The organism is Pseudarthrobacter sp. lyk4-40-TYG-27 (assembly GCF_030209295.1).
GTDB lineage: Bacteria > Actinomycetota > Actinomycetes > Actinomycetales > Micrococcaceae > Arthrobacter.
This window is the reverse complement of sequence record NZ_JARVSH010000001.1, coordinates 506,841-524,866: the sequence shown is the minus strand read 5'-3', so window position 1 is coordinate 524,866 and position 18,026 is coordinate 506,841. Positions and strand designations below refer to the sequence as shown.

Annotated in this window: 18 protein-coding genes; 7 read left to right on the top strand and 11 right to left on the bottom strand. The window is 62.8% G+C overall.

Annotation, left to right across the window (positions count from 1 at the left end; translation table 11 throughout):
• Positions 1-23 precede the first annotated feature (23 nt).
• Both QRM96_RS02445 and QRM96_RS02440 read right to left on the bottom strand, forming a co-directional pair.
• On the bottom strand, positions 24-1,022 hold the full coding sequence (locus QRM96_RS02445; protein WP_018763803.1) for an aldo/keto reductase family protein: 999 nt from the start codon (positions 1,020-1,022) through the stop codon (positions 24-26).
• Positions 1,022-2,530, bottom strand: coding sequence for a glycoside hydrolase family 32 protein (locus tag QRM96_RS02440; RefSeq protein WP_285318219.1), 1,509 nt, complete (start codon positions 2,528-2,530; stop codon positions 1,022-1,024). Before QRM96_RS02440 ends, QRM96_RS02445 begins: the two co-directional genes overlap by 1 nt.
• Before the next feature lie 955 nt (positions 2,531-3,485).
• Between QRM96_RS02440 and QRM96_RS02435 the strand changes: the two genes are divergently transcribed.
• Complete coding sequence (locus QRM96_RS02435) at positions 3,486-4,334, top strand: MerR family transcriptional regulator (protein WP_285318218.1); 849 nt, start codon at positions 3,486-3,488, stop codon at positions 4,332-4,334.
• 147 nt (positions 4,335-4,481) lie between these two features.
• Here the strand turns inward: QRM96_RS02435 and QRM96_RS02430 are convergent, their stop codons facing one another.
• The 3 genes from QRM96_RS02430 to QRM96_RS02420 form a co-directional block, all read right to left on the bottom strand.
• Positions 4,482-5,864, bottom strand: coding sequence for an MFS transporter (locus QRM96_RS02430; protein WP_285318216.1), 1,383 nt, complete (start codon positions 5,862-5,864; stop codon positions 4,482-4,484).
• Between the two features lie 223 nt (positions 5,865-6,087).
• Positions 6,088-7,215: an L-talarate/galactarate dehydratase gene (locus QRM96_RS02425; RefSeq protein ID WP_285318214.1), complete on the bottom strand. Its 1,128-nt coding sequence runs from the start codon at positions 7,213-7,215 to the stop codon at positions 6,088-6,090.
• Positions 7,216-7,401: 186 nt separating this feature from the next.
• Entirely contained in the window at positions 7,402-8,466 is a 1,065-nt protein-coding gene (locus QRM96_RS02420; RefSeq protein WP_285318212.1) for a neutral zinc metallopeptidase, read from the bottom strand.
• A 460-nt stretch (positions 8,467-8,926) separates the two neighbouring features.
• Here QRM96_RS02420 and QRM96_RS02415 point away from each other — a divergent pair, with 460 nt between their 5' ends.
• Entirely contained in the window at positions 8,927-9,511 is a 585-nt protein-coding gene (locus tag QRM96_RS02415) for an NADPH-dependent FMN reductase (protein ID WP_018761173.1), read from the top strand.
• A gap of 121 nt (positions 9,512-9,632) precedes the next feature.
• On the opposite strand, the gene QRM96_RS02410 is transcribed toward QRM96_RS02415, so the two are convergent.
• Positions 9,633-9,833, bottom strand: a complete 201-nt coding sequence (locus tag QRM96_RS02410) for a hypothetical protein (RefSeq protein ID WP_018761174.1) — start codon at positions 9,831-9,833, stop codon at positions 9,633-9,635.
• 182 nt (positions 9,834-10,015) lie between these two features.
• On the bottom strand, positions 10,016-10,417 hold the full coding sequence (locus tag QRM96_RS02405) for a VOC family protein (protein WP_018761175.1): 402 nt from the start codon (positions 10,415-10,417) through the stop codon (positions 10,016-10,018).
• 59 nt (positions 10,418-10,476) lie between these two features.
• Between QRM96_RS02405 and QRM96_RS02400 the strand changes: the two genes are divergently transcribed.
• The 3 genes from QRM96_RS02400 (at position 10,477) to QRM96_RS02390 (ending at position 12,011) form a co-directional block, all read left to right on the top strand.
• Positions 10,477-11,124 carry an HNH endonuclease family protein gene (locus tag QRM96_RS02400; protein ID WP_285318209.1) on the top strand — a complete coding sequence of 216 codons (648 nt, stop codon included), beginning with the start codon at positions 10,477-10,479 and terminating at the stop codon, positions 11,122-11,124.
• Between the two features lie 138 nt (positions 11,125-11,262).
• Entirely contained in the window at positions 11,263-11,706 is a 444-nt protein-coding gene (locus QRM96_RS02395) for a hypothetical protein (RefSeq protein WP_018761177.1), read from the top strand.
• Positions 11,703-12,011: a winged helix-turn-helix domain-containing protein gene (locus QRM96_RS02390; RefSeq protein ID WP_018761178.1), complete on the top strand. Its 309-nt coding sequence runs from the start codon at positions 11,703-11,705 to the stop codon at positions 12,009-12,011. Before QRM96_RS02395 ends, QRM96_RS02390 begins: the two co-directional genes overlap by 4 nt.
• Before the next feature lie 168 nt (positions 12,012-12,179).
• On the opposite strand, the gene QRM96_RS02385 is transcribed toward QRM96_RS02390, so the two are convergent.
• Both QRM96_RS02385 and QRM96_RS02380 read right to left on the bottom strand, forming a co-directional pair.
• On the bottom strand, positions 12,180-13,565 hold the full coding sequence (locus QRM96_RS02385) for an MBL fold metallo-hydrolase RNA specificity domain-containing protein (protein WP_018761179.1): 1,386 nt from the start codon (positions 13,563-13,565) through the stop codon (positions 12,180-12,182).
• 177 nt (positions 13,566-13,742) lie between these two features.
• Entirely contained in the window at positions 13,743-14,459 is a 717-nt protein-coding gene (locus QRM96_RS02380; RefSeq protein ID WP_109044676.1) for a FadR/GntR family transcriptional regulator, read from the bottom strand.
• Positions 14,460-14,616: 157 nt separating this feature from the next.
• Between QRM96_RS02380 and QRM96_RS02375 the strand changes: the two genes are divergently transcribed.
• Together QRM96_RS02375 and QRM96_RS02370 are read left to right on the top strand one after the other, a co-directional pair.
• Entirely contained in the window at positions 14,617-16,023 is a 1,407-nt protein-coding gene (locus tag QRM96_RS02375) for a GntT/GntP/DsdX family permease (protein ID WP_285318205.1), read from the top strand.
• Positions 16,020-16,634: a gluconokinase gene (locus QRM96_RS02370; protein WP_043423874.1), complete on the top strand. Its 615-nt coding sequence runs from the start codon at positions 16,020-16,022 to the stop codon at positions 16,632-16,634. Before QRM96_RS02375 ends, QRM96_RS02370 begins: the two co-directional genes overlap by 4 nt.
• 170 nt (positions 16,635-16,804) lie before the next feature.
• Here the strand turns inward: QRM96_RS02370 and QRM96_RS02365 are convergent, their stop codons facing one another.
• Both QRM96_RS02365 and QRM96_RS02360 read right to left on the bottom strand, forming a co-directional pair.
• The gene (locus tag QRM96_RS02365) at positions 16,805-17,314 is read right to left on the bottom strand and encodes a hypothetical protein (RefSeq protein WP_109044675.1); all 510 of its coding nucleotides are present in this window, start codon (positions 17,312-17,314) and stop codon (positions 16,805-16,807) included.
• Positions 17,315-17,502: 188 nt separating this feature from the next.
• On the bottom strand, positions 17,503-18,018 hold the full coding sequence (locus QRM96_RS02360; protein ID WP_109044674.1) for a nucleoside kinase: 516 nt from the start codon (positions 18,016-18,018) through the stop codon (positions 17,503-17,505).
• Positions 18,019-18,026 lie beyond the last annotated feature (8 nt).

Sequence of the window (18,026 nt, the reverse complement as noted above, 5' to 3'; positions counted from 1 at the left end):
ATACATTTCTTTAGCTGCTGCTGTTAGGGGCGGTCCTTGAAGGACTCGACCTTCCCGGGGTCTCTTTCGATGACGGGGCCGAGGATGTCATCGATCCTCAGGAGCATTTCCTGGTCGAGTTTCACTCCTGCGGCACGGACGTTGTCCACGAGCTGATCGGGCCGGGATGCTCCCACGATGGCTGCCGAGACGTTGGGGTTTTGGAGTACCCATGCAACCGCGAAAGCCGCCATGGACAGTCCCGTCTCTTCGGCCAGGGGCTTCAATTCCTGGACGCGGATGAGGATGTCCTCGTTGAGAAAGCGGTGGTCATTCTTCAGCTTGCCGTTGTCGCCTCGGAAGCGGGAGCCTTCCGGGGCCGCCGCGCCGGGGGTGTATTTGCCGGTGAGGACTCCCTGGGCGAGCGGAGACCAGCAGATCTGGCCAATGCCCAGTTCCCCGCTCAGGGGAACGATTTCCGGTTCGATGACGCGCCACAGCATGGAATACTGCGGCTGGTTGGAGATGAGCTGGACCCCAAGGTCCCTGGCAAGGGCAACGCCGGAGCGGATTTCGTCCGCCGTCCACTCCGACACCCCGATATAGTGCGCCTTCCCCGCCCGGACAATATCGGCAAAAGCCTGCATGGTCTCTTCCAGCGGAGTCTCGTAGTCATACCTGTGCGCCTGGTAGAGATCCACGTAGTCAGTCTGGAGCCGGCGCAGCGAGGAGTTAATGGACTCCATGACGTGCTTGCGGGACAGGCCGCGGTCGTTCCGGCCATCCCCGGTAGGGAAGTAGGCCTTGGTAAGGATCTCCACGCTTTCACGGCGTGTTCCCTTGAGCGCGACACCCAAAGCTTCCTCCGCCCGGGTTCCGGCATAGGCATCGGCAGTGTCAAAGGTGGTGATGCCCAACTCCAGTGCCTGTTTGACGCATTCCGTCGCGGCGGCCTGGTCGATCTGCTCGCCGTGGGTGACCCAGTTTCCGTAGGCGATTTCGCTGATGTACAGGCCGGAGGCTCCCAATTTGCGGTATTCCATTAGGCATCAGCCTTTTCGAAGTTGGTGAGTTGGAGCACTGCGTCGGCTGTGCCGCCGGTGGAGTAGAGAGTGAGGGAAGTTTGGGCTTGATCCGGGAAGATCAGTTCGGTCACCGAGACGAGCCCATCGTTGCCGAAGACCTCCACTGAGCAATGGTCGACGAAGATCTGCAGGCGGTAGTTGCCATCCTTGGCTGCGGCAATGGGGGCGCGGCTGGTGGAGGCGAAGGCTTCATGGAAGTCGGTGTCGCCGGAGTGGGTGCGGTCCACGATCAGGTCCCCGCTGCCGGCGTGGATCCCGATTCGTGTCCCGACCGTCCCGTCCGCTGACCCTCTGACCACAAGCCCGAACTCCTCGGCGTCACCAGGGGAGAAGGTGATGTCAATAAGCTGTACCGCAGTGCCGCCCTCAACGGTTGCGGGGCCGTTCAGGGCCAGCCGCTGCTCGGGACCGGGTGTCGAAGTTGCCCTCGCCTCCGGTACGGGGCGCTGCAGGAGCCGGGGTTGCCCGTTCACGGAAACGAGGGACACGTCCCGGACCAGGCTCATGGGGCTGCGCCAGGGCGAGGTGGGGATGTGGTTGGCATACTGCCAGTTGTTCATCCAGCCGATCATCAGCCGCCGGCCGCCCGGGACGTTGCTGAACGAGACCGCGGCGTAGTAGTCCCGGCCCCAGTCCAGCCACTGGTAGTCGGGTACGCGCTCAGGGTCCTGCATCCCCGCGGTGAGGGTTGTCTCGGAACTGAACGTGACGCCGTCGAACTCTCCCACGAAGTACTGCCCGGCGGACCCGCCGTTGGGGCCGCCGGGGTTCATGTTCACCGTCAGGACCCATTTCATGGCTGAGGAGTCACCGTCCAGGGGCAGCTCGAAAAGGTCCGGGCATTCCCAGATGCCTCCCGTGCCATTGGCGGGGCCGAAGGTGCTGAGATATTCCCAGCTCTTGAGGTCTTGTGAGCGGTAGAGCAGGACGGTGAAATCATGGGCCTCCACCGCCACCATGACCCAATAGCTGCCCGAAGGGCCGTCGTAGCGGAAGACCTTGGGATCCCGGAATTCCGGCGAGTTCCGGGTCAGGACCGGGTTGCCGGCGTACTTCGTCCAGGAGTATCCGCCGTCCGTGCTCCACGCGAGGGACTGCGCCTGCGTGCCCTCGTGGAGGGAGCCCGGCTTGTACGCGCTGGTGTAGATGGCCACCAGGGGAGCCTTACCGTCCGCGCCGAATCCGCTGGTGTTTTCGGCGTCAACCACAATGCTGCCGGAGTAGATTTCCTCGTCGTTATCACAGGGAATCGCTACCGGTTGCTCCGTCCAGCTGACCAGGTCAGCAGAAGTCGCATGGCCCCAGGACATATTGGCATGGACGTTTCCGAAGGGGTTGTTCTGGTAGTACAGGTGGTAGGTGCCCTCGTGGAAGACAAGCCCGTTCGGATCGTTGAGCCACGTGTCTTTGGCGGCGAAGTGCATTGCCGGCCTGTAGGTCTCAACGGTGGTGGTAATGCTGTTCATTGTTCTCTTTTCATGGCCGTGACGCGGTCCGCGGACCTGTGGAGCGGGCGTGTGTTGGCGTAAAGGGAGCACCGCGAAATCGAACTGGCTGCAATTGCAGGAGTCGGGGTGCTCTCAGTTTCATCGCGTGGGGAGAGCGCCTGGCTCGACCTGAAGAAAGAATCTGGTTTGTGTCATGATGAGCTGTCTCTTCCTTTCTTCATCAGCAAGGTGAAGGGTGGGTTGGGTTTTGCTCTTCGATGTTGATTTCGCGGTCAGACCGAAGAGCGTTTTAGTACCGGACAGTCGATTACTGCCGGATGGCAGTGGTCGGCTGTCCTGCTGCATAGGTTGATGAACTTCCTAAGTGTTTGTTCCTAAAGACCCACGTCTACGAGGCTCCTTGGCGCCCCGTGTGCAGCAATAGCTGCCTGGCGAAGCAATGTCTGAGAAGTTCCGTGCCCGGCTTTGGGAGGCGGTGTCCGCCATTGGATGCTCCAGAAGTCTTCTCTCTAACTGGACCTTGGCCGCTAGTCGTCTGGTCTTACTATTAGTAACTCGCGTTACCTTGGTGCGTGATCTAGGTTACCCGCGTTAGCTGTTTGGTGTCAAAGGGTTTTTCCACATGTGCGCCGTCGCCCACTGCATGGGGGGCGTTGCCGGGAATGGCAGATTTCCCAATCCCGGCACCGTATTCGTGAGATACGTGCCAGCCTGTCGTTGACTGGAACGGGGTCGCGTACAGCCCTGGACGGGCCGTCCCGGCGGCTCGTCGCTATAGCCTGTAGCCCTGAGAACCTCGATGGGCCTCATGTTCCGGCACGCCTGGCAGTGGCAGCATTGGCGCGGGTAGCCCAAGAGAGATGGGCTTAGGCTACTTTTGGTCGGCACCCCGGCTGGTCGGTCGCAGCGCGCCGTCACATGAGTCTTCGAGAAAATGGACTCTGACACGATGTCAGCGCGGAGAATCAGAGGCATGACCGATATCTCGAAGCTCATGCCCATCGGCCACTTCTCCTCGCTCAGCAGGATCAGTGTCAGGATGCTGCGGCATTACGACGCGAACGGAGTCCTCGCTCCGGCTGTTGTCGATCAAGCCAACGGCTACCGCTGGTATGCCCACGACCAGCTCCGCGAGGCAAGCGAAATCCGGCGGCTCAGGGACGTGGGCTTTGGTGTGTCTGCCATAGGGGCGCTCCTTGCTGCCCGGGGGACCCCCGCTTACGCACAAGCCCTGTCCGCTCAGCGAGCGGCCCTTGCCGAGGAATCGTCAGCCGCCCTGCGACGGCTCGTAATCATTGAACGAATGCTGGACCAACAACGTCAGGAGGACGCCATGTCTACCATCTCGGCCCAACTCACCACGTTGCCCGAGCAAACCCTCATCACCCTTCGCGGGAGGGTGCCCGACTACACTGCCGAGGGCGAACTATGGGCCCGGTTCACGCCTGAGATCTCAGCCCAAGGGACTCGCGTCACGGGGGCTGGCGGGTGCATCGAACACGACGGTGAATACCGCGAGCATGACGTCGACGAGTCGGTCTTCCTTGAGGTAGCGCCCGATACCGAGGCCGCGGAGCCACTGAGCGTGCTGCACTTTCCCGCACGTCGCGTGGTGGCCGCTACAGTCACCGGGCCGTACACGGATGCGATTCCCCGGGCACATGAAGCGATCGCAGCGTTCATGGCCGAGAACGATTGGCGGCCGGCCAGGGAAGATGACGACCTCGCGACGCACCACTTCAACATTTATCGCAACGATCCGAGCCAAACGCCCGAAGCCGAGCTCGTGACCTCAGTGTTCATGCCTGTCGTGGAGGCATAGTCATATGCGTTCTCTGAAGGCAGCCAGGTGATTTGGGTGAGCGGTCCAGTCGAACCCTGAAGGAAGCATCGGCGAAGAGGACCCCGTGGCACGAGAGTCATCTTGCGGCATTCTCTTCGGCGAGTCGGGCTTGGGCGCCAGAGGAGTCTAGTTCTGTGCTTTGTCGTGGGTGAATTCGAGCCGCTGTACCTTGCCCATGATGAGGTAGCCGAGCAGGGCGACGGCTCCGTGGGCGCCGACGAACCAGAGGGCGACGTCGAAGTTCCCGGTGGCCGCGATGACGAATCCGATGACGATGGGGGTCACGATGCCGGCGATGTTGCCGAAGGCGTTCATGATGGCGGCGGAGACGCTGTTGGCTTCCTTGGGGGCCATGTCGGTGGCGAATGCCCAGCCCAGTGCCGCAACCCCCTTACCGAAGAATGCGAGAGTCATGAGCGTCACGATGAGGGGAGTGCTGTCGGTGAATGGGCAGAGCATGATCAGCATGGCCAGTGCCATGCCGGCAACCGACGGAATTTTCCGTGCCGCCGTGAGGGGGACTCCCCTGCGTAGGAGGAGGTCGGAGATGAATCCACCCAGTATGCCGCCAACGAACCCTGCGAGGGCGGGGATGGCCGCGATGAAACCGGCCTGCATGATGTTCAGGTGCCTGCTGCTGACCAGGTAGATCGGGAACCAGGTGATGAAGAAATAGGTAAGGGCGTTGACGGCGTATTGTGCCACGTAGAGACCCCAAAACATGCGGCTGGTGAAGAGCTGCTTGAACTGGGACCGGGTGATTGTCGCCTTCCGCTGGGAGAGGGTTGCCGATTCGTCGAGGTCGACCAGGCCTCCTCCTGCCCGGATGGTTTCGATTTCTGTTGCGGAGACGCGTTTGTGCCTTGAGGGGACGTTCATCCAGCGAAACCAGACGACGGCCATGGCCAGGCCAAGTGCGCCCAGGACGTAGAACCCGATGCGCCAGCCGAAGCTGAAGGTCATCCAACCGATGATGGGGGCGAACATCGCTGTGGCGAGGTACTGAGCGGAGTTGAACACTGCCGTGGCTTGACCGCGCTCGCTGGTGGGGAACCACATGGTGGTAATACGTGCGTTAGCAGGAAAGGCAGGGGCTTCCACAAGCCCGAGGAACAGACGTAGGGCGAACAGGATGCCCACCGATACCAGAACCGGTGTGGAGATCAGGCCGACGAAGCCCACCACGAGAGTGGCCGCGGACCAGAGCGCGAGGCTGAGCCCGTAGGTCTTTTTGGCTCCGAACCGGTCCAGCAGGTATCCGCCCGGAAGCTGTCCGACGACATAGGCCCAGCTGAAGGCTGAGAAAACAAACCCGAGCTGGACTGATGTCATCCCGAGTTCTTTGGTCATGTCTGTTCCCGCGATGGACATGCTGCTGCGGTCTGCGTAATTCACTACCGTGACGAAGAAGATCAGCCCCAGCACAAGGAACCGTGTATGGGACTTGGTGCGTGCAGGACGTGCTGGTCCGGCTTCCTGGGTGGTGGATTGGATGATGGGATTGGACATCGACGTTCCTTATCGTGAAAAAAGCGCGGGGGTCGGGTTCACTGCGGCGTCAGTGGGCCGGGCCGGGACATCCGAACACTCGTGGGTTTAGTTGTCGGTGCTGCGCTGTGTGCCGCAGGGGGAAGCCGGAGCATTGTGTGCTTCGGCCGTGTCGCCGTGGGCGCGAACGGCGGCAAGCGTGGATTCTGTGGGCGCCGGCAACCGTGCGCGCCCGGAGCGGCAGTTACGCGCCGAAGGCCACGCTTTCGGTTGTCCAGGCGCGGGCTTGGTCGCTGAGGGTGATGCCGAGGCCGGGGCGGTCCGGGACGATCATCCGGCCGTCTTTGGTTTCGAGGCCTTCGTTGAACAGCGGGTCGAGCCAGTCGAAGTGCTCTACCCAGGGTTCGCGGGGGTAGGTGGCGGCGAGGTGGAGGTGGATTTCCATGGCGAAGTGCGGGGCTAGGCCCAGGCCGCGTTCGTCGGCGAGGGCGGCGAGTCGGAGGAATTGGGTGATGCCGCCGACGCGTGGGGCATCGGGTTGGATGATGTCGCAGCCGTTGGCGTTGATCAGGGCTTTGTGTTCGGCGACGGAGGCGAGCATTTCGCCGGTGGCTATGGGGGTGTCCAGGACGTGGGCGAGGTGGGCGTGGCCTTCGAAGTCGTAGGCGTCCAGCGGTTCTTCGATCCAGGCCAGGTTGAAGTCTTCGAGGCGGCGGCCCATGCGCAGGGCTGTGGCGCGGTCCCACTGTTGGTTGGCGTCGACCATCAGTGGGACGTCGGGGCCGATGTGGTCCCGGATGCCGGCGACCCGGCGGAGGTCTTCCGTGCTGTCCGGCAGGCCTACTTTGATTTTGATGCCGCCGATTCCTTCCTCGATGGACCGGCTGGCCCGGTCCTTGACTTCTTTGAGGGTGGCGTTGAGGAAGCCGCCGGAGGTGTTGTAGGTCCGCACCGAGTCGCGGTACGAGCCCAGGAGCTTGGCCAGGGGCAGGCCCGCGCGTTTTGCCTTCAGGTCGTACAGGGCGATGTCGATGGCGGCCAGGGCCTGGGTGGCGACGCCGGAGCGGCCCACGGAGGCCCCGGCCCACAGGAGTTTGGTGTAGATCCTGGCGATGTCGTTGGGGTCCTCGCCGATCAGGCCTTCGGCGACCTCTTTGGCGTGGGCGTACTGTGCCGGTCCGCCGGCCCGTTTGGAGTAGCTGAAGCCGATGCCCGAATGCCCGAGTTCGGTGGTGATCTCGGCGAACAGGAAGACCACCTCGGTCATGGGCTTCTGCCGGCCGGTAAAGACTTTGGCGTCGCTGATGGGAACAGTGAGCGGCAGGCGCGCGGTGGACAGCTTGACGTGCCGGATCAGATCGACAGTACTCATTGATACTCCTGGGAAAGGGGGCAACGTTACCCCGCTCACATATAATACAAGCTGACAACTTGTATTACAAGATGCGCCGTCACTCCAGTCCCAGGCTTTGACGATCTACTGGGTTCCACTGGGGGACCGGATCCTCCCAGTCCAGGCACCCTCGACGACACGGTGGCGAGCAGCCGAGGGAGCCCCCTATTTCCAGTAGGTGGAGATGCAGGCGAGGGGATCGCCCGATTTCGTCTCCGCCGTGCCGTTGTAGCCGGTCAAGAGCGCCGCCTTCCGTTCGTCTGCCGAGCCGTGCGGGGCCGTTCCGCCGGGGAGTGTGTCGCCAATGGACTCCAGGCCGGCAATGGCTTCTTCGTAGTCACCTGGCTCCAGCAGCCCTTCGTAATAGGCGGTGGCCATCCAATTGCCTGCGAAGCAGTCGGCTATGAGTTCAATGTTTTTTCCTTGCGGTGCGGCCGATATTGGCGATTCCGGATGCAATTTGTTGTAACCCAGCTGGATCGCATTCTGAACGTGGTGGCCGAACTCGTGGGCCACAAGGATGGCGGCAGCAAAGTCACCCTTGGTCTTGCTGTTGCGTTCGAAGACGTCCCCTGTCCACATCTTCTGGAAGGTCGTGACGGGGAGAATAATTGTCCCGTCATGTTGGCTGTCGCTGTCCTTGGGGCAGTAATAAGAGTTCGGATGATCACTGGTGAGGGGCACGGTGAAGCATTTGCTCGTGGTTGTCGTATTTGGCTCGATGAGGATGAAGTATACGGACGGTTGAGGCAGGCCAACTGAAGGGAACCACTTCGCCCATTGGTTTCCTACATCGTCCATAACGAAATTCAGGTACTGCTCCACGGTGTACGAGTAGTCGCTACCCGGGATGACCTGGCTTTGCGGAGGCGCAGCACCGAGCGGTGCATCACCCAATGGGTCGCTCTCGATGCAATGGCCCGGGTTAAGCCTGTCGGTGCTTGAGCAACTGACAGTTGCTGTGGCGGTTGGCGGTTGAGCCGTGGGGGTGACGGTTTGCCTTTGCGCTGTAGGGGTGGCGGCCGGCGTGGGAGTTTCAAATTGCGGTTGGGCCGTGATGGTCGCTGGGATCGTTGCAGAATCCGTTGTGGGAGCGGCAGAGGTTGCTGGGCCGGCGGGTGGCCCTTGGTTGGCAGGTGTGGCGGGCTGCGAACTGCAGCCGGATATGACCAGGGCAAAAAATGCGGTCATCGAGAGAAACTTTGCGGTTTTGCGGGGGAGCGAATTCATTGTTGCCTCCTGGCAATTAATGACGAGCTGAATTCGGTGGGGAGCCCCTGCACTCCCTGCGGCGGATGGGAAAACCTGGATATTGGGGCCATGAAAGGCCGCGTTTGGGTCCGCCAATTCTAAGGATCATTTAGCGCGTATAGCTATTGTCCTGCCTCCCTAATCTGTTTTGGGGGAGCTAACTGGAGATCTCCGTACAATTCCGGGTTTGACACGCGGGCGGAGTCCTGACAGGCGCCGATACCTACAACAGCCCTGTCTCGAAGCATCAGCCCATCGGGAATGAACACCGCCTGGCGCTTCTCGGGCACGCCGAAGACGGCCGTCTCTCCAGGGCGCCGTCGGCGGTGGCATCCGAGGGAGGGTTCACCACTTGGCCGGCGCGGTGGTAACCGTGATGAAATAACGGCATCCGCGCCGGCGTTTCTTCAATGAGTGGGAGTACGGCCAGGAGGCGCCAATGACCAGGATCCAGGTCATCATGGGAACAACCAGGACGGGCCGCTTCAGCGAACGTGTCGCCCCTTGGGTGCAGCAGCGGCTGCGGGAGCACGGGTTGGACGTGGAACTGCTGGATCTCCGCGACTATCCGCTGCCGTTCTTCGACCAAAAACCGCCGTCCGTCACCGGGCGTGACTACCCAACCGAGGCAATCGCGGCGCTGGGCCGCAAACTTGATGAAGCGGACGGGTTCGTCATCATGAGTGGTGAATACAACCACGGCTACCCCGCAGTGTTGAAGAACGCCATCGATCACACCTTCATCGAGTGGCAGCGCAAACCTGTTGGCTTCGTCGGCTGGGGCGGCGTAGGGGGAGCCCGGGTGATCGAACAACTCCGACTGGTGGCCGTGGAACTTGACATGGCAGCCATCCGCCAGGCCGTGCACATCCTGCCTGACGTCATACGCCCGGCACTGAAATCCAAAGACCCTGCTGACTTCAGCGTCTTCGAGCCTATCGAGCCCCGGCTCAAAGCTCTCGCCGAAGGGCTCAAGTGGTGGGCCGAAACCCTCGCCAAAGGCCGCGCCATCGACTACGAATGACGGGCTTGCCGCACCCGTGACACGGGTCGTCGTCGGTGACGACGACATGCCTGGGCACCAGAACCGCCGCCTTCGAGACCGCCTGGTTAAAGCGCAAACCCCGCATGTCTACCTACCGGGTTTATTTGCCGCGTTCTGTGAACTCATCATCGAGTTCGTAGTGGCGGAATTCCGTTTCGGGATCCGATTCGCCCGTAGTGACGATTTCATGATCGAGCTGTCGCTGGATCCTGCTGTCCAGTACCTGAACATCGTTATCGGTCATCACTTCCAGATCCTCCGGGAAGTCGTCGTCCGGGGTGAGGCGCAGCTTGTCCGTCATCTCTTGGCCATCCTTCAGGTACTGTCCCGATTAATCGTGTGTGGATCAGTGTACTGGGGCCTGGCCGCAGGGCGCGCGGGTGTCCAGAGCGTCTCGACCCACCGGCCTGCGGTGGAACTCCCGGACCGACATCCGCGGCGTCGATCTGCTGACGACGAGGCGAGGTCACAGGTGTGCGTGCTTCAGGGTGCCGTCTCATAGCCGATGAGCCAGTGGAGCCCGTGGCGGTCGATGACCTGGCCGTCCGCCGCGCCCCATGGCTTCGGGCCAAGGGGATCGACCACCCTGCCGCCCAAGGCGAGCTTGTCGAACCACTGGTGAAGAACGGCAGGTACGGCGGTTCCCAGCAGCGAGAGCATCAGCCCCTCAGATTGGACGGCATTCTCGCCGGTGGCCGCGTCCGCCCCGGCCACGGCGACCGGGCCTGAGAGGACGCCGTGGGCTATGGCATCCGGTGGTCCGTCATTCCGGCTGAACTCCCGGTACGTGAACAAGGAGAGTTCGCCGCCGAAAACGTCCGCGTAGAAACCAAGTGCTTCACGCGCCGTGCCGGGGAACATGACATAGATTTGCGGCGCCGTCATGGCCCACAGCGTACACGGCGTTTCTTGCCCAGGGGAGCGAGAACACGGTGTCTGGGCGGATGTTGCCGGGGGACCGCGGGTCCGACGAGTGTGGCAGGCACCACGGGCGCCGTTGCGCGCGGCAGCGGTGGTTCGAAGCTTCCGTTGACGCCGCGAGAGCTCTCGCCCAACTGGAAACCATCCAAGTAAAAGGTCGGGCGCCCAAGACCGGCTATACCCGCGATGAGTTCGGGCCGGCGTGGGCGGACGTCGACCACAACGGTTGTGATACCCGCAATGACATTCTTGGGCGTGATCTCCTGGACAAGACTTTCAAGCCCGGCACCAATGGCTGTGTCGTTGCCAGCGGCACCTTGGCCGACAAGTACACCGGCACGAGGATCGGCTTCGTCCGCGGCCAGGACACGAGTTCCAGGGTCCAGATCGACCATATCGTTCCACTCAGTGATGCATGGCAGAAAGGTGCACAGCAGCTCAGTGAAGAGCGGCGCAAGGAATTCGCCAACGACCCGCTTAACCTCATGGCTGCGGACGGACCGACCAACGCCGCCAAGGGTGACAGCGACGCGGCAACGTGGCTGCCGCCGAACAAAGCCTTCCGTTGCGACTACGTCGCCCGCCAGACTACCGTCAAGGCCAAGTACAGCCTCTGGGTCACTCCGGCCGAGCATGATTCCATCGCCCGCACCCTTAAGGGCTGCAATTAGAGGAGGTGCCTGCGTCGCCCGTCCTCTGATTCCTGGTTAGAGCCCGCATATGAGCTGCGAACGCCCAATGGAAAGTAGTTGCCAATTTGGAAACTACTTGTTTAGATGGACAGACATTCAACTGAGCGAGGAGTTTCCGTGACAAACCATCCAACCCCGGAGCAAGCCCGTGAGCAGCTCTCTGCCGTCCAGGCCCGCAGCATCACCTCAGAGCGGGACCGTTCGGTCCACGCCCTGGCAACGGCTGTGTTCGGTGCTACCACGGCCTTTTACATGGCGAGTCAGAATATCCTCGCCGGCGGCATGGCCCATGCCGTGAAGACCGTTGCCTTCATTGCCTTGTGGCTGCTCGTTGCCTGGTGGATCGAACGGGCAGCGAAAACGGTCCCTCGAAGGGCGAGGTTGTGGTCAAGGACAGGCATTGCAGGATCCTTCGTCCTGTCCTTGATCGCCGTTCTGCCCTGGCTCAACCATGCGTCCCAATCCGCCGACAACACGTGGCCCATGGTCGCTCTGGGCGCCGTCCTCGCCGCCGCCCCAGCCTTGGCGGCCGCTGCAGCTATCCGTTGGATCTCCAGGTGAGCAGTGCCGGCCAGCATGCCCGGCACAGGCTGGATGAGCACATTCACGCACCCGTCCGGTTCAGTATCGTTGCCGCCTTGGCGCAGGTCGACGAAGCCGAGTTCGCCCACGTCCGCGACACGATCGAGGTGACGGCCCCGGTGCTCTCCAAGCAGGCTGCCCAACTCGAAGCTGTCGGCTACATCAAAATCCGAAAAGGCTACGTCGGAAAACGCCCGCGGACCTGGCTCTCCCTCACGCCTGCCGGGCGGACTGCCTACCAGCACCACCTCGAAGCGCTCCGGTCCATCGCCGCCGGACTGTAGGGGCCCCTGCCTGGTACGCGACAGTGCGGGACGGTCAAGCAGGCACCGGAGAATCGAACGCCGAGGCCAACCGGCCGCCGGCCCCCCAAACGAATGAGTGTGTGGAGTGGCCGGCTGCGCGCGTCTGCCACGGAGCTAACCAGCACGGCGGACGTGGCAGGCCGGGTGTCAGCGGGGGTTTTCGATTGAAACAGTCTCCTGGTGTTCAGGAACGCGGACTTTCCAGCCAAGTTGACGCTTGATTCGGACACGGAGAGCGTCAGCGGCGTCCGGCTCCCCGTGCGTGATGTAGGTCATGTCTGGTGCCTGCGGGGCTGCCTGCATCCATTGGAGCAATTCATTGGAGTCCGCGTGCGCGGAGAGGCCTTCCATCTGGATGACTTCTGCTTCGATGTGGACATCCTGCCCGTAGATGCGGAGGTGTTTTCCACCTGCGGCGAGTGCTGCGCCGCGCGTGCCTCCGGCCTGGTATCCGCTAAGGATGATGGCATTGCGCTTGTCTGGGCCGTAGGCAGCGAGGTGGTGCAGGATCCGGCCGCCCGTGAGCATGCCGCTGGCGGAGATGATGATCATGGGTCCGCCGCGGAGGTTGAGCAGTTTCGATTCGTCCGCGCTGCGGATGGGCTTCGCGACCCTGTACATGGCTTCAAAGTCGTGCTGTGCCAGCCTGTGTTCCTCGCGGTGGCGCTGATACATACCGGAGGCGTCGATCGCCATCGGGCTGTTGAGGTATATGGGGATGGCGGGAATCGCATGCCGGGCCAGGAGGCGGGAGAGGTACAGCAGGACGGTCTCGGCCCGGCCGACGGCGAACGCGGCGACCATGATGACTCCATGTCGCTTGGCCACGCGGCTGATGATTTCGCCGAGTTCAGCTTCCGGGTTTCCTCCTGGGTGTGTCCGATTGCCGTACGTGGATTCCGTGACAAGGACGTTAGTGGTCCCAAGGTCTCGAGGCGGGTACATCAGGGGGTCGTTCCTGCGTCCCAGATCGCCGGTGAAATGCACGGTGTGGCCTGCGAGTGCGAGGTGTACCTGTGCTGCCCCAAGGATATGCCCGGCCGGAAGGAATGTTGCCTCGATGCCCCCTGGCAGCAGGAAAGGGGAGTCGAAGGTCCGGGTTTGAAAACTGTCCAGCGACCGGACGGCGTCTTCAGCGGTATAGAGGGGCATGGGCGGATGGTGCGTTGACGATTCGGTGCGGTCCGCATACCGGGCCTCCTCCTCCTGGAGATAACCGCTGTCCGGGAGCAGGAGGGAACACAGCTCCGCGGTACCGGGTGTCGAGTAAACAGGACCGCGAAAACCATCGCGTACCAAGGCGGGGATGTACCCGCTGTGATCCAAATGGGCATGGGTGAGGACCACCGCATCGACACTCGCCGGGCTGACCAGCAACGGAGTGCGGTTTCGATCACGGAGGACCTTATAGCCTTGGAAAAGTCCGCACTCAACAAGGATCCGGTGATTTTCCGAACGGACCAAGTATCGGGAACCTGTCACCGTGTCCGTAGCGCCCAGGAACTGCAGCGCTGGTGGATGTTGCCCGCTCATACGTGCTCCTGATCCGCCTGGCTGGGTGACTCAACCCTGCGCTCGACTCGTTGGCCGTAAAGGGCCACGCAGGGCCCGCCGTCCTTTCAGTAGATACCTGACCTGTGGGCGCCGACAGGGCCTAACGCCCCTGCCTCCGGGGAGGGAATCCTGGGTTCATGCCTGTACTCCGGATCCCTATCCCAAAATTGCGTCCATTTCCCGGCCCGCGATGTCCACGATGCGTTGCATGGCCGCATGTGCCGCCGCGGGTTCGCTGGCGACAACGGCCCGTGCGACTTCGAGGTGCAGGCGCAGCGGCTCTGGTTCGGGCCGGTCGGGCATCAGCCCGTGGTGGGTCCGGCCGGTCAGGACCTCTCCGATCGCCGATTCCAGGTTGAGCAGCATCTCGTTGCCGGACGCTTTGAGGATCAACGCGTGGAATTGGATGTCCAGGGGAAGAAAGGCTTCGAGGTCGCCGGCTTCGGCCGTGACTTCAAGTCCTGCCGCGAGTTCAAGCAGCAGGCGGCCGTCCTCCGCCGCTATCCGCGTGGCAGCGAGTTTTGCGGCCAGCGGTTCGACGGCGGAGCGGAGCTCAGTCAGTGACCGAAGCTGGGCTGCCCTGCCTGAACCATTCAGCCGCCACCTGACCACGAGCGGATCGAAAACGTTCCATTCGGATTGGGGGCGGATGGATACGCCCACGCTGCGGCGGGAGGTCACCATTCCCAGCGTTTCCAGGACGCGCAGGCCTTCGCGGAGCACGGATCGCGTGACGTCGTACTGCTGCTCCATGTCTTCGGAGCGGAGCACCAGTCCGGTGGCCAGCTTGCCGGACGTAATGTCACTCCCGAGCCGCTCGACGATCGCAGAATGCCTGCTGACGTGCCGGGCGGTCCCTGGTTGATCAGTCATCGCAGCGTCCCCCTTTGGGCCGGAGGCGCACGTCAATTTGCTGGCAGCGCCGCCGGGTTCCATAAATCGTATTTAGTGTGTACGGTGATCCACAGCATATTTGGCGGTCCGGTCAAAAACAAACAGATCCCGGTTCCGCCCCAACCCAAGGAAACCCATGACACCCCTCCTCCTTCCTGCGGCAGCGCAGCCCTGGAACGGCCACGACACCCAACTCGTGGTGGTCGCCGCGATCGGCATCGCCCTCATCGTGCTGCTGATCGTCAAATTCAAGCTTCATCCCTTCCTGTCACTGGTGCTCGGCTCGGCCTTTGTCGGGCTGGCGTCAGGCGTCGGCTTGGACAAGGTCATCAGCAACTTCGAAGACGGCGTGGGCAACACCCTGAAGGAAGTGGGCCTGCTGATTGCCCTGGGCGCGATGCTGGGCAAACTGCTTGCCGATTCCGGCGGGGCAAACCGCGTGGTGGACACGTTGCTTGGCAAGGTCTCCCCGAAGCTCCTGCCGTGGGCCATGGCCCTGGTGGCGGTGATCATCGGTCTGCCGATGTTCTTCGAGATCGGCCTGGTGCTCCTGTTGCCGGTCATCGTGCTGGTCGCCCAGCGGTCCGGCGGAAAGCTGATGCGCGTTGCCATACCAGCCCTTGCCGGCCTTTCCGTGCTCCACGGACTGGTCCCGCCGCACCCCGGCCCCCTGGTTGCCATTTCCAGCCTGAACGCCCCGCTCGGCATCACACTTGCCCTCGGCCTCCTGATCGCCATCCCCACCGTCATTATCTGCGGACCGCTTTTCGCGATCTACGCCGCCCGCTGGGTCCCCGTCGACGCACCGAAGCTGGCCGGCGGTATCGACACCGAACACACGCAGGCGGACCCGGACGCCAAACGCCAGCCGTCCTTCCTCGTCACCCTGCTGACCATCGTCTTCCCTGTCGTGCTCATGCTCCTCAAGGCCATCGTTGACATCATTTCCCCGGACGCCAAGAACCCCAGCGCGGCACGCGTGTTCTTCGACTTCATCGGTGAACCGCTCGTCGCCATGACCCTCGCCGTGCTCCTGGCCCTGGTGACCTTCGGCTACGCCGTCGGCTTCTCCGGCAACAAGATTGGCGGCAAGATCGGTGCCTCCGTGGGACCGATCGCCGCGGTGATCCTCATCGTCGGCGCCGGCGGCGGGTTCAAGCAGACACTGATCGGCGCCGGCGTCGGAGACGCCGTCGCGAAATGGGCCACCGGCGCGAACATCTCGGTGCTGGTCCTCGGGTTCCTCATCGCCGTGGCCATGCGGCTGGCCACGGGTTCGGCCACGGTGGCAACCGTCACGGCGGCCGGCATCGTCGCTCCATTGGCCACGTCCCTTTCCCCGGGGCACGCAGGCCTGTTGGCACTCGCGGTGGGTGCAGGATCGCTGTTCCTCTCCCACGTCAACGACGCCGGATTCTGGCTGGTCAAGGAACTCTTCGGCCTGACCGTGGGCCAGACCTTCAAGACCTGGTCAGTGATGGAGACGCTGATCTCGCTCGTCGGCTTCGGCCTGGTGATGCTTCTTTCCGTGGTGATTCCATGACGCAGGATCCAGTGCCCGCACCAGGGCAGGACCAACAGCCCGTCCTCGTCATCATGGGTGTCTCAGGTTCCGGCAAGTCCACGGTGGCAGGCATCCTCGCCGGCCAGCTTGGTTGGGACCTTGAGGAAGGCGACGACCTCCACTCACCGGAAAACATCGAAAAGATGGCGTCCGGCATCCCGCTGACCGATGACGACCGTTGGCCCTGGCTCGACACGATCGCCTCCTGGATCATCGAACACACCATGGCCGGGATACCAGGCATCATTACCTGCTCAGCGTTGAAGAAGATCTACCGTGACCGGCTCCGTGAGAAGAACGTCGTCTTTGTGCATCTGTCTGGCTCCAAGGAACAGATCGCACGGCGCCTGACGAGCCGCATGGACCACTACATGCCGGCCACCCTGCTGGATTCACAGATCGCCACCCTGGAACCTCCGGGACCGGAGGAAAATACCGTCGTCATCGACGTGGGCCGCACTCCCGCAGAGGAAGCAGCCGAAATCGTCCGCCGTCTGGGCCTTTCCCCTGCCGCAGGCTCCTCGGCCCTCGGCCACCCCAGGCCGGGCACGTCATCCGCCGGCACGTCCGCTGCCGGAAGCGACGGCTAGGGCTACCTCAGGAGTGGCCACAAAATGCAGCGCGCCAATGGCGCGCTGCATTTTTCTTTGCCCGGAATCGATCCGCCGCATTTCGGATAGTTTCCTATCGCGTTCTCGGGGTACATCTTCACGCCGCATCTCGTGATGGTGCACCTGTTGAAGGCCCGGGTGTTTCACGGTCAGCAGTCGTCGACAATCTTGCCGAGGACACCGCCGATGGCGCCGCCGACGGCCGCGCCGCCCGGGCCCCCGAAGTATCCTCCGATGATGGCTCCCGCCCCGGCCAGGGTCCCTTGCCAGTTGCCGCCTGATTTTTTGTAGACGACTGTGGTCTGTCCACCGGAACTGGTTGGCACGTAGGAGCCCATGGCGCCGGATGCATAGGACAGCGCCACGGGGGTGGCGTTGCCGCGGACCAAGAGCTCTTCGTACGCCTTCTTGACCTCGGTGTGGGCCGCGGCAGCGTCGTGTTTGCCGCCCGTGACGGCGTATCCCAGTTCGCAGATGCGCGTCAGCACGGGCAGCTCCGATTCGGTGACGAACTGAAGCTCAAGGAGTTTGTTGAGGACGATCTTGTCGGCCTTGAGACGGTCGCCGCCTGCCTCGGCCATGATCCTCTTGACTTCCCTCCCCGCGGCGCTTTGCATCTCGCTGACGCCGATCCCAAGGAGAGGTTCGAAAGTGGTCATTGGAACGCCTTTCTGCTGGATGGTGTGTACGCGGGCACCCGCGTTCTCGCAGTTTGCTCCCGCCGCGCGCTCGATGGAAGACCGCACTTAAAGTCCCCGGCGCCGGACCAGGGTGACTTCCCGGCGGGCACCGCATGCCGGGACCGGCCGCCTCAAGGGGCCGCCCTGGACTGGCACCGCGGGGAGGTTCAGGCTCCGCCCGTCGCCTGGACCTGCCGCAGGATCTCGTCCACCACGTCATGGAGCGGCGCGGTGGCGTCGATGGCGATGCCGCCAGGCGGGATGTCCTCCCGTGTCCTGTGCAGCTGCTCAATCAGTGCCCGCTCCGCCGGCCGCCCACCCCATTCCTCATCGGGGCGCCCGTCAAGCCGCCGTTTCAGCGTCTCCAGGTCCACCTCCAAGACGAAGACGCCGTCAAACAGGTGGATGAACTTTCCGAGGTTTCTTGAACCGCCGCAGAAAAAGGTCACTGCCTCACTCCGGTCCGAGGCGAGGGCTTCCACGTCGCCCACCCGCCAGAGGTGGTGATGATGCGCAGCGGCGCCGGTGATGCCCGCCTGTGGTTCGCCGGTTTCCGGATCACCCTGGTAGGCCAGCTCCCGGTCGCCATTGATGGCTTGGAAGCCGCGCCGCCGCAACTCGTTGCATACGGCGGTCTTTCCGGTCCCTGAACCACCTTCCACCAGGTAATTCCTTCTGCCCATGCCTGATG